We start from the raw sequence: 12,879 nt of genomic DNA, 5'->3' as shown, positions 1-12,879 counted from the left end.
AGGACTGAAGTCATGAAAAACCGAATCGCAACGGCCATGCCAGGCGTGACGTCACAGCGTTTTGCATCGGCCTGCTAGATGCTGCGTTCCTTTAGCGGTCATCAGACACTACCGCTCGATTTGCGGATGATCCATGTCATGCAATCATGAACCCCATCTAATTGACAGTACAGGATGGCCCGATCAACCGTTTTGTTTTCGCTTGACACGTATGGCGACATGGAGGCTGTCTTGAGGCGACTGATGCCTCGGAGTGATTCAACCTTTTGCCGGAATCGGGTGTCGCTTGCTCGAAGACAAAGGGCATTAGCGTTATCACTTCGCAGGCGATTTTGCTCTGCGACAGTTGCGTGGTAAGGCCGAGCCGCGCCATAAACGGTTCCGCCACGCACACTGGCGGGTATCAGAGTCTCTGGCGGGTAGCCGAGACTGTGCCGCACGAGGGCGCCACGGCAGGCAAAGTGTTGAGCGGCAAGGGCCGGGACGGCGTAGGAGCCTCCTGAGGTTTCATATGGGCGGACTCGGGTGGCGGCAGGGCGGAAACGAAATGTTTCCTCGTTCTCTGTGTGGTCGACGAGCATCGTGCGAATCCCGTGCCTATTCTGTATGGCAATTTGGGAAGCATCCCGTAAGTCGCCGCTGCAGCCTCCGACAGCGAGGTTCCAACGACCATGACGGTTTGCTGAAGTAGCGGGATGCGCATACAGAATAGGCTTTCGATCGCTGCCAGCATGAGCCGGCGCCGTTTGGGTTAGGGCAGCGTGCCGCATCAACCGACGAACCCCATTCGCTGCCCAGCGCCGGGACGCATGCGGAGCTCGTCTCGCAGGATTTGGATTATCTCCACTGCATCGATCGTATCCTCGCGCATGCGGGCTTGCCGAACGAGTACTGCGAAATCGCCGGGGGTGAGGCCGCGTAGGCTACGAAGCTCGGCGAGGTGTGGGGCCATTTCGGCTTCGTTGATTCCCATTTGAGCGGCGGTTTGCCGGAAGATCTGCACGGCCTGATCCGCCGTCAGCGGGTCGAAGCGAATCTTGTGTGAGAAGCGCCGTAGCGAAGCCGGATCCATCTGATCGATGCGGTTCGTCGTGCAGACGAAGATCCCCTCAAAGCGCTCCATCTGTGTCAGAAGTTCGTTCACCTGGGTGACCTCCCAGTTGCGGTGTGCGCCGGCGCGATTGGCGAGAAAGCTGTCTGCTTCGTCCAGCAGCAGCACGGCGTTCTCCTGTTGGGCTTCCTCGAACATCGCAGCGATGTTCCGTTCCGCTTCACCGACCCATTTGCTCAGGATGTCCGACGCCCGTTTGACGAGAAGCGGGCGTCCGGTGCGTTCGGCAAGCTGCCTGCCCAGTTCCGACTTTCCGGTTCCTGGCGGTCCATACAGGCAAAGGCTCGCGGTACGGTAGCGCGTCAGTGCATCGAGCAGCGGTTCAATAGGTACGCTGGTGTTCAGATACTGCAGGTCATAGGGCAGAACCTGGCGCGGTGACGCGGCAGGGCGTGCGTGTCCCAGCAGGGCTGCGCTACGCACGAGACTGTCGAGGGCCGCTTCGCGTTGGCGTTCGCGCGGGCCGCCAACCATGGCGGCAAGGCGCGCAGCGTGCTGGAACTGTGCAGCGGTAAGACTGGGGTGCTCGGCCAAAGCGCTGAACCAGGCATCGTCACCAAGATGGCCAAGGTGCTGAGATGCGAGTTGCTTGCGAACCTGCCTTGGCGGCTTTGGCACCGCGATCGCGAGATCGAAAGCCCTGAGCAGACTGGCGTCAATGCCTGCAGCACGCTCTGTGACCCAAATGGCGGGCACTGCACTTTCTTCAAGGAGTTGCTGCCACAGGTCATTTTCTGGAAGGTGAGGGCCCTCGTCCTCGCCGTCCAGGAAGTTCAGAAACGATTGAGACCGCTCGGCAAAGAGGCCGTCAACCTCGTCGAACAGCAGGACTGCGCGCTCCGCCTTGCGCAGAAGGCGTTGGCTCAGGCGGTAAGCGCGGAGCCGCTCCGCGCCACGCACGACGCTCCCATCCGGTTTGCTCAGGGCGATCTCGTAGAGCTCTGCGTCGCAGGCCTTGGCAAGCACCTTGGCCAGTTCCATCTTGCCCGTGCCCGAATCTCCATGCAGCAGCACATTAACGCCGCAATGACGGCCCTCGATGCCGGCTGTCACCGCCGCGGCACCCAACTCCAGATCGCGTGCGAGGTGAATGTAGTCCGCCGCGCGGAGGGCGGTTCCACTTGTCGGGCGAACGATGCGCGACCGCAGAGCGCTCGCGTCGGGATGGTCATCCAGTAGCACCGTGCCGAGTTCTTCGAGCAGGTTGATCCTGTCGTCAACGCCTGATCTGTTCGATGCGCTCACTTCCAGCACGCCCCCAGCGACCAGTGTTGCCTCGGGAAGAAGGGCTGCTTTGAAGGCGCGCGCAGGCATCCCGCTCAGATGGCGCATCACGGCGGCGAATCCGTCCGTTGTCTCCTCTTTGTCGAACAGGGCGAGCAATTCCCTGAATGCAGGAACTTGTGACACTGCGGCTGCAAAGCTCAGCAGGAACTGTTCGGCCGTAGTCAGCCGAAGGAGCTTCGCAAGCATGGCGACGTTGCGCAGCAGCGGCAGCGCCTCATCGACTGGCGTCGCCATAAGTTGCTTGCGTGCTTTCGACAAGGCCTTCGTGCGTTGGCGGACGTGCCGTTGGCGCCAGCGCGCAGTACCGTAGTCGTCGTCCTCGAAGCTCGGCGCGTCCAGGCTCAGACCGGTGATCTGCGCGAACTCAAGGCTCGTGACGACATCAGAATCCAGGTTCTCGTGTGCGCGATAGACCAAGCCGAGGTCGAGAGCCCAAACGCCCAGAAGCGGGCGATATCGTTCGAGCGTGGGGCCGCAGGTAGTGCGCTTCGCATTGCGTGGCGCATGGCTGTTTCGGAAGCGAAGGGTGGGTGCGCGCATGGACCAATGGATCGCGTTGTGACCCAACCATGATGCGTCCGGGGTGCGACAACTGACGTCGCAGCAGCGTGAGGATGGCTCCTGTGTCGATGCGACGCCCGCTGTCGCAGGGGGCCGAGAATCAACGGCTTGGGGCCTGCCGCGTGGGTCGCCCTTGCCGCCGACGGCGCCCTTGGGCGGCTTTGGGCAGTTCCCATTTCGCCGGTCAGAGCCGCTCAAGTGCATTTGCTTGGGCTGGTGCGGACGATTATTGAGCGCCGTCTCGCGGTGCGACGCAGAATGTCGCAGTCGATTCGCAAACTCACCTCTTTCCGGAGTGTGGGCTTATGGATCGCCGAGAAATCGCTGTCGTCAATCAAATCGGGCTTGCGTTACGTGGCACTGCAGTCTGCGTGTGGATTTCGGAGGCGTTCTCGGTTGAAGCCGGGGCAGTGCACTTCCGTGATATTGCAAGCGGTGTTTGGTCTGGCCCGCCGGTTCGCTTCAACCCGTTTACAAACGCGGCGCATGCCCAGCTGCTTCGGCGGTGGTTCAACTGGCGGCTTGCATTGCTGCAGAAAGTTCGTGATGCAACGTCCTATCGCACCCTTCGCTGGCTTCAGTCGCAAGGCGCGATGACGTTTGCCACTGCTTGCGTTGATCACCTCGCCGATACAAGCGGATTGACGAACGTGCTCTACCTGTCTGGAAGGGTGGCTGAGCGACGCTGCGTCGTTTGTGGTCTCTCGTTGGGCGCTGACTCGAGCCCCGAAGCAATGACACGCTGCCCCGAATGTGGGGGCGCGGCTTGGCCAGACGTCAGCATGTTCGGTCAGAACACACACGCTGAGGCATCCACGTTGTGGCAGGAAAGACTTGAGCAGGCAACGCTGCTAGTGCAGATCGGCGAGTCCTACCTCTCGACGCCCATGGTTGGAGGGCGCGCCACGCTTGACGTGTTGGCCAATGGACTCAATTGGCAGACGCCCGAATCTCGAGCATTTCTTGAGATCGGCAGCTTGGAAGCGCTTCTGGATAAACACGCCGGCGGGACCCCTTGGCCAGAGGGATTGGCTGCCAAGTCGCCCGCGGGCGGCATACACAGAACCCTGATATCGCTCTGCCGTGTTCTTGCTTCAGCGCCATTCGATGAGCGATAACTAATTGATGCGTTGAGCCGCAGTGCTGAGGCGCGAGGCGTAAACCCGTTCATCATCTTCCTGCCCGGTCATGACCCCTGAACTCGAATCACGGCTCTACGCCGCCTACCCGTCGCTGTTTCATCGCGAAACGTGGATCGATACCGAGTCCGCGATGCAGCGCGGATGCTGCTGCGGCGATGGCTGGTTCGCGATCCTTGATGCCCTTTGCGAGTGCATTGCCTGGAGCGTCGAGCATGAGAACATGCCGCCGGTTGAGGTACGGCAGATCAAGGAGAAGTTTGGCTCGTTGCGGTTTCGATACTCCGGCGGGGATGACCGCACGCGGGCATTGGTCGTGTTGGCGCAGGCACTATCGGTGAGAGTCGATGAGGACGCGTCATTCAACGAACGAGCGGCAACGCGCTACGTCGACTTGCGCGATTAGGCGAGTCTTTGTCTGTGAGCGTGGTGATGCCATCTAGGCATCGCGAACGGGAGCATTGCCGATTGCGCCCGCGGGTTTCATCCGGCTGGTCTGTCGAACGGATACATCGGTTTCGGGTGCCGTTGCGTGCGTCGCATGCTCCGAGAGCATCCAAATTGTTTGAATTCGTTCGGAATATGGATCCGAGCTCGTCGTTGGCCGATCTGCGCCCAGGCTTGAATCTCAATGAAGTATTGATGGCATCGGCAACCGCTGGTCTTCTCTGCGATGCATGGGTAGGGCGACAACGTGCTGCAGTGGGTTGCTCGGCGTGTGTTACAGCAGTTCATCCAGGTCATCAAATTCGGAGAGCGAGTGGAGGACATTGATGGTGCGGCCGATCGTCGTGTGCTTCGTGATCGCTTGAATCCAGTGCAAGGCGCCTAAGGCTGAGGCGACGCGGATGAGGCGGACGCCGATTGCAATCGGCAACCAGGGTGGCAACTGCTCGTCGTCGCTCATTTTTGTATCGGATCCTTCCTAAAGGTGGCCGAAGGTTCCTCTGCGTGCGAGGATCAATGGCGCTTGCCATTGACCACGGTGCAGCGCCACTCATGGTTGCACCTTGCTCTAGCAAGGCCACGAAGATCGCGCGTGAGCAGCTGACCACGCGACGTCTCGCTCTTCGCAACAACCTCCCGAGTCAGGGCCGCCACGGTGTGGATGTGGTTGATGCCAGCAGCCAGCTTCATGCCTTGCATCATGGCGCTCAACACAAAAGGGCGTGAGCCAGACTGAGTGGCAAACAAGTCTTCTAAGTCGAAGACCACAAGAAGATCCGGTGGGCCTTGTTTTTCGCATTGCATCATTGCAAAAGCTTCCCGTGCTGCCGCCTGGCGCAAGGAGCCCCCTTTGCCGAGCACCAAGACTTCGGCAATTTGTGCAGACTCCAAGTACCGAGTGCGTCGATAAGCCTGCACAGCTTCGTCAAGCAAGTGTTCGGCATCGTTGCGCGAGTCGAACCTCACGAGCAGAAACCGCTCGCTCGATGCACGTGCGAATTTGGCGACGGCGCTTCGCTCGTGAGCACGCAGTGGAGACGGAGCTAAGGCTGCCGCGGTGTGGGGCGCAGGGGTCGTTGATGCGTCATGGCTCATCGTCCGCGGGTGGGTCGTCAAGGTGCTAGGAGTAGGAGCGCTCTGCGGTGCTTCGTTGGCCGCCTGCTCCATCGCTCGGTGCGTCATTTCGACGCCTTTGACCCAGGCCGACATACTTTCCACCGTCGGTCGCGTGTGCGTGAGCGACTGACCTCCGAGGACCTCACCAATCGAGGCTACGGCTCCGGCTGCGTCAAAGACCAGCCATGCCTGAATGCGGGGGCTGCCAAACGACGGTGGGCGGCCAAAATAGACGGCATGTTGATCACCGCCAAATGGCTCTACCCAGTGTTTCCATCGCGGAGCCAGTTTCAAGATGCGCTCAACAAGTTCTGCGATCTCTCCTGGCAGTGCGAAATTGCGCGCGGGGTCGGGCAGCATGGGCGTTTGCGGCGGTACGCGCTGCCGGAAACAGTCGCCCAGCTCTTCAAGGTAGCGCGGGATGCCGGCAAGATCTGATAGCCCGTGGACGACGGTTTCATGTTGTAGGTGCCATGCAACGCGTCCACCCGATGTACACGAGTCGGCAGCGACCTCAACGAGCAACTCCCCATAAGGTTTTGCGCCGAGGTAGGCCCGCCGGAATCTGGGCATCGAGCCAACGCAATCATCGTCCGGCCATGCTGCGCCGTATCCGAGCCAATCCTGGATTTGCCTGATTGCGGTCAGTGCGGTGTGGGAATTTGTCGGCATGGGGTTTCGTCATGAAGGAAATGCGGTAACCACGCGACGCTCCTGGCAGATAAATGCCGATAGGCGTGCGTACGCAACGTCGCGCCGTCCGTTGCCGGTGTCGATAAAGATGCTCGCCCCGTCTTTCATCGCGCAAGGCATGGGTGTGTGACCGCAGAGGGTCATGCCGGATGTCTCAGGCATTGGCGCAACGCGGTCATTTGGAAGGATTGGCTCTCCGGACTGCTTGGCCTTCGCGGCGGCTATTCGGCTTGTCAGGCCGTGAACCAGATCGAGTTGCGAAAGCAGCCTGTCGTCATCGTCTGCGTCTGCCATCAGCCATCGTTCGAGTCGGGGTGTGAGCTCCGCATGGATCACCGAGTCCGTGAAATCGCAGCCATGAATCCTTAGTGCGAACGGTAGGGTTCTGAGCTTGCGCTCGATGGATGCAGGTTCACTCTGTCTTGCGGAGGCCTCCAGCCATTCAAGCTGCCAGGAACCGCCTGCACCATGACATTCGGCCCGGATCGCTTCAAGAAAGCGACCTAGTCCGTGATCACCCTCGCCAGCGCAGCGCCGCGCGCGATTGAGCCTGTCCAGCAGCATCAACTCGTGATTGCCCATAACTGAGAAGAACCAGGGGCGGTCCAACAGGGCGAGCGCGTCAATCGAACGCGTGCCGTGATCGCAAAGATCACCCACGGCAATGACTCGGTCACAACTGGGATCGAAACGAAGGACTTCGAGTAGCCGGTCAAGTGACGACAGCTCGCCGTGCAGATCGCCAATGACGATGTCGCGCCCGGTTTCATTTGCATGCAACGAAGTAGGGCAGAGGTTCAGGTTGGTAAGGAGCTTGGATGGCGCTGGCTTCATGCTCTGATTGTCGCTGAACAATGCGACAGAACGCGTCGCGTTGCGGAGCGCGGGGTGATTGGGCTGGTGATGTGGCGTGGCCTGGCGCCACGGAGCGCACCGTTGGTCTGCCAGAGACCATACCGTGCTCCGCGCGCCCAGCTTGTTACTGACACTGAGGAGTGCTTGAGCTTTCGTTCGGTGTCGTATGGGATCCGACGGGGCCAACACTGCGTCAGCGGTGAACCGCCGCTCCGCTAGATCGCGCGTCAATGCGACGTAAGATGTCGCGACGTAAGAGCAGCATGACGTCTGCCGGAATGGCTGGGGTCTTCCGGCACAGGGTTCTATCGAATCTCGCTTCGACTGGTATGGAGACCGAAATGAATAGCTGGCTTGTGAAACTCAACCGTACCTCGGGTAAGGGCAGCAACCCGCAGATCGTCGTCAAGGTTCTGGCGACCAATCGCGCTGCAGCTGTTGCCCAAGCACGGCAGATGCATCCCGAGCACCAAAGTGTCTCATCCGCGGTGGATGAAGGTCCGGTCTGACGTCGCGCATTGCTGTCCAGTTGATAGCGGTGAGTGGCGCCCGGTGCTGGGGTGTTTCCCTGTCGGGGTGTGAGTCGCCGTTGGCGAGCGAGAGCGTTTTCGTTCTTCTATACAAGAAAGGCAATCATGATACTGGCAGAGATTGACGCTGCAATTGAGAAGGCCCAGGATGGGATTTTGAAATACGTGAAGTTGATGGATATGGTGGATCGGGTTGATGTGTCCGAGGATGCCGACTTTCAGCGCCAGTACAATGCTTTCTATCGAGTTCAACGACGGCCTGTGGCGTGGTATCACCACTACTACAGTCTGATGCAGCGGCTAAAAGGGCAGAATCCAGAGTTTGGCGAGGTCCTTGACGAGATTTACAAAGTCACGGGGCGCTACGAGCCATCCTTTGCGAGCAAGTTAGTAGCTACGATCGATCCGGCCAAGCCGGTCTGGGACGTGCATGTTCTGAGAAACACAGACTTGACGGCGCCCAGTTATGCGAACAAGAACAAGCTGGCTCTGGCAAAAGAAGCATACGCGGCCATGGAGCGTTGGTACGCGCATTTCCTGGCTTCTCCCGAGGGAGCTCTCTTCCTCAACGAGTTTGACCAGAGAGTGGCTAATCCGCAGAGGTTTACTCCGCTCAAAAAGGTCGATTTCATACTTTGGCAACACCGTACGCCTTGACTCGGATTTTCTATCTCATGATCTGCTGAGAAGCAGATTTTCTTTCAACGCAGTGATGACGCCGTTGTAAATGAAAGGGGAGTGAATGCCTGCCGCATCAAGCTCAAAAGTAATTCTGGATTTGTTCCGGCTGGCGCAATTGATCCCTGTTGGCCGAAATGCTTCAGTGACGTCGTTGGTTACTGCGTTGGGTGGAAATAGGGCGGACCCCGCAGTTATCCGTAAAGTCCAGCGTCAGCTTGAGCGCCTGCAGAAGATGTATCCGAATGAGCTGATTTCAGACGGAGCGAAGCCGCAGGGGTGGCACTGGAAAGCGGGATCGCCGATCGGTCTGAATTTTCTGACATCGGACATGGCGATCGCGCTCTCGCTGGTCATGCGCTACATGCAGCAGTTCCTCCCCGCTTCGACTCTGGAGGCATTGGAGCCATTGCTGAAGAAATCAGCTCAAGTTCTCGATCAAGTGAATCGGACTTGGAGCAGCAAAATTCTCATAAAACGTCCTGGGCCGGCTCGCAATCAGCCCTCTGTTGATATGAATGTTCAAAGGGCTGTTTACGATGCCCTAAGAAGTGGCAATGAAGTGCTGGAGATTTCCTATAAGAGCCGCATGGATCCGGAGTCCGAGCGGCGCAGGATATGGCCTCAGGGCTTGATGATGAAGAACGATTTGCTCTATCTGGTTGCGTCGAAGATTCCTGGAAACCCTAACGAATCGGCTTCTCCGCGTTGGTATGCCATGCATCGCATCGAATCTGCCATTCGGGTCGCACCCAATGCGAGCGAGATATGTCCTGACTTGTCCTTGGCTGATAAGGATGCAGAGGGGTGGTTCAACAACGGCGGGACCGAAAGCAATGCGAAAGTAATTGAGCTTGTTCTGCGCGTTGATGAGGTTGCGGCGGTTAACTTGATCGAGTCCCCCTTGCGCGATATGGTTGGGAGCTCTGAACTTTTGGGAAACGGTTGGGTGCGGATCAGAGCCAAGGTGCAGAAAACGACAGATCTTGTGACCTGGTTACGTGCTTACGGGCCGCGTGCCGTTGTCGAGGCGCCGCAAGATTTGCGTGAAGAGATGCGGGCGGAGGCACAGGCGATATTGAAGGCGTACACAGATTCTGTATCTCGCTAGACGCGCGCAGCGCGCCGTATTCTTTGATCTGCTATCAACCAGAACGTGGCTCAATACGGATCCTCAAGCTCCTCGTTGCTCCTACTAAGGTGTAGGGCTGTCTCACATATCGGTTATCAGTAAATGACTTATATCGAAGATCTAATTGCAAGATGCCAGGACGCCAAAGAGGCTAAGCCGATCCAAGAGATCGTTATTGCCGACGACCTGTCGGTCTTGGATGGAATTGATAAGGCTGTCTATGTATTTGAGGAGGTAGATGGTGATCCAGAGCGAACTTTCTCGGAGTTTTCGCGCTACAAAGATAAGAAGGCGCGAGCCTGCGCTAAGCTGAATTCGCCATCAAAAGTCATGTACGTGGGGTCGTCAACAACTGGAGTTAGAAAGCGAATCGAGCAGCACAAGGGGCAGGGACACAAAGGCACATACGCATTGCACCTGAGTCATTGGTTTTCCGGAAAGTACAAGGTTACCGTTCTTCAATACGACGTTGCGGATGGTGTCCTCCAAATTATCGAGGATGATATTTCAGACCGGCTGAGGCCTGCATTTGGAAAGCGAGGGGGAAACAACAAGTGAATCGTCTCGAACCATTCGCTGCCGGTGTTACGAACCTGGTCTGTCGCGGCGTGAGTCGAGTTATCTGCAAATCATTAAAGAGAAGGATGAGAATGATCTCCCTCCCGAGCGGTCAACAGTTTGATGAGCGAGCCCTGATTGCTTATATCGCGTCGTCGGGGCGTGATTACATCATCCAGGGGCAGCAGATGTGTGACTTTGCGGCGCACACAAAGCCGCAGTCACTGGATTACTGGCTTCGGCAGCGATTTTCCCGCCACAGAGATACAAAGCAGGCTGAAAACCTTGTCTTGAGTGCCCTCGTTGCGACGGGGTTCTTCGTGATCGAGCGTCGCCTTCGTTGTCCAGATACTGGCAACTACTGCAAAGGCGTCCGCCTCTTGCAGGATGGTTAGCAAGTATCGAATGCGCTCCCGTTCGATCGAGTATCGTTGAGGGCCTGCGCTTAGGCCGACTTTGCTTTTCGTGTTGATGGATGCATCGTGCTCCTCCAAATTGGTCAGCGGGCTTATTGCATGTCGGGCGCAGAGCGGTTTTCTACCATCGATGTCGACTTGGTTCAGCGCGGTACCAGGTAACGACAATGGATCGAGGCGCAGCGCCTCAGTGCGTTTCTACCGGCGCGACTGACTTCGGTCACAGGGCCCCCGCGGCTAAGCATTCGTCAAGGCTTCCTCCCCGGAAGTCAGTCATCGTCAGGCTCCTCGCGTTGGTTGTGAACGACCGATCGCTGCACGCTATGTCAGGTGCGTAGCTGTGGGAGCCGTGGCCTGTTGACAGTGGCCGCAGTGCTGGGTTACGTCGTAGCCAAGCATGAACAACGCTTTCTCTGCTAAAGCGAATTCAGTAGATGGGCCGAAGTTGTCAAATGTTTCCTGAATCGCTTTCGATGCTGTGCGAGCGAACGTAGCCCTGATTTGATCATTAATTGTCGGTGCGCTCATGGCCGGAAACTTGCTGCCCGGCCTGGACGGGTCCCGCTTCGACTCCACCCCTCGGGGGAAACGGAACGGAGCGGCAACTGGATTTGGGTGGAAGAGCCGTCGGGTGATAAGGCCCAAGGCGGCGCCAACTCTCCCGTCAAAGATGAGTACGTCCTGCTTTGGGTTAAGAAAGCCACTAGAAAAGTCCAGCGCGGCGGCTGAGAAGATTTTCGTGCTGCCCGCGTTCATTGGGTATTGCCCCGGATTCTGTCCAAACTTGATCAATGGTGCGTTCGAACTCGGGCACAGCAGCGCCGTCGCGTCCTTGATGTCTTGTATCAAGGTGCCGCAGGAATAGGTTCTGTTAATCCATGATCTTGTCTTCGGGGAGCGGTGGAGAACTCCGCCCCAATCCAAAATTCTCAGGCAACACTCTTGGGCCAAACGCTGGCTGTTTTGTGAAATCGCGCTTTGCAGTGCGATCGCTAGTTGTTCAAACGTTCCGCCGGCGTATGTAGTCCAAGAGTAATGCGCGGCGGCGTTCTTGATGCTGTGGCACCACCAGGATCCCGGGGTGTTGCAGTTGGCGTGGTTGGTCCAGTCGTCAAAAGACCTGTGGGCGCTATGTGGATAGCAGTGAAAGTGTCTGCCGTGAAGTATGGGGTTTTCTGACTTCGGCAACTCTGGTGTTTCGCTCCACCAACGTTCTAACGTCGAGATGCAATCATTGCTCAGAATTTTCTCGCGATTAGCACCGTCACACGCCCTTGCTTTTCGGATTTCGTCGAATGGTTCAATATTGGACGCTGCGGGAAACCAGTCAGGATGTGTGTCCGGGAGAGGGCGCCATTTTGATATGTCATCGCCTTTTGGTGGGATCCAATTGTTGTCGAGTAGAGCGGAGACTGTCATTGTGTTGGTTCTCATTGATATCTTATCGTTTTCTGGCATCTGAGATACGGTTTAGTGGTTCAGCTGCCTTGTAGACGGTGAGGGAATGCTGGCGTGTTACGCACATTCCGCGCATTCACTTCACATTGCGTCAATAGCGTTCTGAAGCTTGAGCGACCTCCGAGGCGATGGATTCGCGAAGTTTCTTCGGTTCGAGAACTTGAACGCGCGAGCCAAACCCAAGCAGCCACCACCGAAGTTCATTTGTAAGTTGAACCGGCGCTTTGAGACGGACCGTGTTGATGTCTGGTCTTTCGAGTTCTTGATCGGGGCTGATTGGGGTTTCGAAGAGGTGCTCGCCTGCGCCGTCGTAGAACTCCGCAACGAGTTGGATCGGTTCCGCGTCGCCAAAGCCAAGCAAGCCCTTGTTGATCAATTGGTCGACGGAGAAATTGGCCGGTCGGTTGGCGGGCTCGTCGAGCACCTTGGCGCGCTGAATGCGGTGCAAGGTCAGCAGCCGGAAATCGCTATACGTGTAGAAGGTACAGATCAGGTAGGTGACTGCACCGCGCTGGACGATGGCGAGCGGGTGCACGACGCCCTCTGAATCACGCTCGGCATTGCGTTGCCTGAACTTCACCTCCAGTTGGCGTTCGTTGAGCAGCGCTGAGAACACGGCTTCCTGTACGTCCGCCTTGATGGTCGGGGCCTTGAGCCTTTGAACGGGTGAGATGACCCGAACCTTGCTCAGCCAAGCACGGTTGGAGCGCTGATCGGGCAACTTGCTCAACGCATCTCGGGCGAGATCGAAGTGAGACTTGAGGCGTTTGACGGTAGCGGGGGGCAGCACGTGTTTGAGGTGCTGCTCCACCATCACCATCATCAGAGCCTCGGCGGGGTCCAGGCCGGGCAGATCAAGCCGCGGGGCATCAGCCTTCCAACTCCACCCGAAGGGTTT

13 protein-coding genes are annotated in these 12,879 nt (G+C 57.8%); 7 read left to right on the top strand and 6 right to left on the bottom strand.

Going from position 1 to position 12,879, the window contains the following annotated elements; genetic code table 11:
* Positions 1-769 precede the first annotated feature (769 nt).
* Positions 770-2,938, bottom strand: a complete 2,169-nt coding sequence (locus OPU71_RS17050) for an AAA family ATPase (RefSeq protein ID WP_267729263.1) — start codon at positions 2,936-2,938, stop codon at positions 770-772.
* A 326-nt stretch (positions 2,939-3,264) separates the two neighbouring features.
* On the opposite strand from OPU71_RS17050, the gene OPU71_RS17045 reads away from it, so the two are divergent.
* Together OPU71_RS17045 and OPU71_RS17040 are read left to right on the top strand one after the other, a co-directional pair.
* Entirely contained in the window at positions 3,265-4,077 is an 813-nt protein-coding gene (locus OPU71_RS17045; RefSeq protein WP_267729262.1) for a Sir2 family NAD-dependent protein deacetylase, read from the top strand.
* A 70-nt stretch (positions 4,078-4,147) separates the two neighbouring features.
* Positions 4,148-4,504 (top strand): hypothetical protein, encoded by a 357-nt coding sequence (locus tag OPU71_RS17040; RefSeq protein ID WP_267729261.1) that lies wholly within the window; start codon positions 4,148-4,150, stop codon positions 4,502-4,504.
* Positions 4,505-4,819: 315 nt separating this feature from the next.
* Here the strand turns inward: OPU71_RS17040 and OPU71_RS17035 are convergent, their stop codons facing one another.
* The 3 genes from OPU71_RS17035 to OPU71_RS17025 are packed head-to-tail and all read right to left on the bottom strand — an operon-like array spanning position 4,820 to position 7,188.
* A complete protein-coding gene (locus OPU71_RS17035; RefSeq protein ID WP_267729260.1) occupies positions 4,820-5,005 on the bottom strand; it encodes a hypothetical protein in 186 nt (61 codons plus the stop codon).
* A 53-nt stretch (positions 5,006-5,058) separates the two neighbouring features.
* Complete coding sequence (locus OPU71_RS17030) at positions 5,059-6,333, bottom strand: hypothetical protein (RefSeq protein ID WP_267729259.1); 1,275 nt, start codon at positions 6,331-6,333, stop codon at positions 5,059-5,061.
* 9 nt (positions 6,334-6,342) lie between these two features.
* Complete coding sequence (locus OPU71_RS17025; RefSeq protein WP_267729258.1) at positions 6,343-7,188, bottom strand: metallophosphoesterase; 846 nt, start codon at positions 7,186-7,188, stop codon at positions 6,343-6,345.
* A 362-nt stretch (positions 7,189-7,550) separates the two neighbouring features.
* On the opposite strand from OPU71_RS17025, the gene OPU71_RS17020 reads away from it, so the two are divergent.
* From OPU71_RS17020 to OPU71_RS17000, 5 genes are all read left to right on the top strand, one after another.
* Entirely contained in the window at positions 7,551-7,718 is a 168-nt protein-coding gene (locus OPU71_RS17020) for a hypothetical protein (RefSeq protein ID WP_267729257.1), read from the top strand.
* A gap of 126 nt (positions 7,719-7,844) precedes the next feature.
* Complete coding sequence (locus OPU71_RS17015) at positions 7,845-8,396, top strand: hypothetical protein (RefSeq protein ID WP_267729256.1); 552 nt, start codon at positions 7,845-7,847, stop codon at positions 8,394-8,396.
* Between the two features lie 85 nt (positions 8,397-8,481).
* Positions 8,482-9,528, top strand: coding sequence for a helix-turn-helix transcriptional regulator (locus tag OPU71_RS17010; protein ID WP_267729255.1), 1,047 nt, complete (start codon positions 8,482-8,484; stop codon positions 9,526-9,528).
* A 123-nt stretch (positions 9,529-9,651) separates the two neighbouring features.
* Positions 9,652-10,107, top strand: coding sequence for a hypothetical protein (locus tag OPU71_RS17005; RefSeq protein ID WP_267729254.1), 456 nt, complete (start codon positions 9,652-9,654; stop codon positions 10,105-10,107).
* Between the two features lie 92 nt (positions 10,108-10,199).
* Positions 10,200-10,502 (top strand): hypothetical protein, encoded by a 303-nt coding sequence (locus tag OPU71_RS17000; protein ID WP_267729253.1) that lies wholly within the window; start codon positions 10,200-10,202, stop codon positions 10,500-10,502.
* A 342-nt stretch (positions 10,503-10,844) separates the two neighbouring features.
* Here the strand turns inward: OPU71_RS17000 and OPU71_RS16995 are convergent, their stop codons facing one another.
* Both OPU71_RS16995 and OPU71_RS16990 read right to left on the bottom strand, forming a co-directional pair.
* Entirely contained in the window at positions 10,845-11,957 is a 1,113-nt protein-coding gene (locus tag OPU71_RS16995; RefSeq protein ID WP_267729252.1) for a hypothetical protein, read from the bottom strand.
* Between the two features lie 115 nt (positions 11,958-12,072).
* Positions 12,073-12,804, bottom strand: a complete 732-nt coding sequence (locus tag OPU71_RS16990; RefSeq protein ID WP_267729251.1) for a helix-turn-helix transcriptional regulator — start codon at positions 12,802-12,804, stop codon at positions 12,073-12,075.
* Between the last annotated feature and the right edge of the window lie 75 nt (positions 12,805-12,879).

The organism is Niveibacterium sp. 24ML (genome assembly GCF_026586805.1).
Classification (GTDB): Bacteria; Pseudomonadota; Gammaproteobacteria; order Burkholderiales; family Rhodocyclaceae; genus Niveibacterium.
The sequence above is the reverse complement of the archived record's forward strand: the minus strand, read 5'-3'. Positions and strand labels throughout refer to the sequence as shown.

Bases quoted from the DNA above. Each gene is read 5' to 3' on its own strand.
- OPU71_RS17050 (WP_267729263.1), bottom strand. From the start codon at position 2,938: ATGCGCGCACCCACCCTTCGCTTCCGAAACAGCCATGCGCCACGCAAT.
- OPU71_RS17045 (WP_267729262.1), top strand. From the start codon at position 3,265: ATGGATCGCCGAGAAATCGCTGTCGTCAATCAAATCGGGCTTGCGTTA.
- OPU71_RS17040 (WP_267729261.1), top strand. From the start codon at position 4,148: ATGACCCCTGAACTCGAATCACGGCTCTACGCCGCCTACCCGTCGCTG.
- OPU71_RS17035 (WP_267729260.1), bottom strand. From the start codon at position 5,005: ATGAGCGACGACGAGCAGTTGCCACCCTGGTTGCCGATTGCAATCGGC.
- OPU71_RS17030 (WP_267729259.1), bottom strand. From the start codon at position 6,333: ATGCCGACAAATTCCCACACCGCACTGACCGCAATCAGGCAAATCCAG.
- OPU71_RS17025 (WP_267729258.1), bottom strand. From the start codon at position 7,188: ATGAAGCCAGCGCCATCCAAGCTCCTTACCAACCTGAACCTCTGCCCT.
- OPU71_RS17020 (WP_267729257.1), top strand. From the start codon at position 7,551: ATGAATAGCTGGCTTGTGAAACTCAACCGTACCTCGGGTAAGGGCAGC.
- OPU71_RS17015 (WP_267729256.1), top strand. From the start codon at position 7,845: ATGATACTGGCAGAGATTGACGCTGCAATTGAGAAGGCCCAGGATGGG.
- OPU71_RS17010 (WP_267729255.1), top strand. From the start codon at position 8,482: ATGCCTGCCGCATCAAGCTCAAAAGTAATTCTGGATTTGTTCCGGCTG.
- OPU71_RS17005 (WP_267729254.1), top strand. From the start codon at position 9,652: ATGACTTATATCGAAGATCTAATTGCAAGATGCCAGGACGCCAAAGAG.
- OPU71_RS17000 (WP_267729253.1), top strand. From the start codon at position 10,200: ATGATCTCCCTCCCGAGCGGTCAACAGTTTGATGAGCGAGCCCTGATT.
- OPU71_RS16995 (WP_267729252.1), bottom strand. From the start codon at position 11,957: ATGAGAACCAACACAATGACAGTCTCCGCTCTACTCGACAACAATTGG.
- OPU71_RS16990 (WP_267729251.1), bottom strand. From the start codon at position 12,804: ATGATGGTGATGGTGGAGCAGCACCTCAAACACGTGCTGCCCCCCGCT.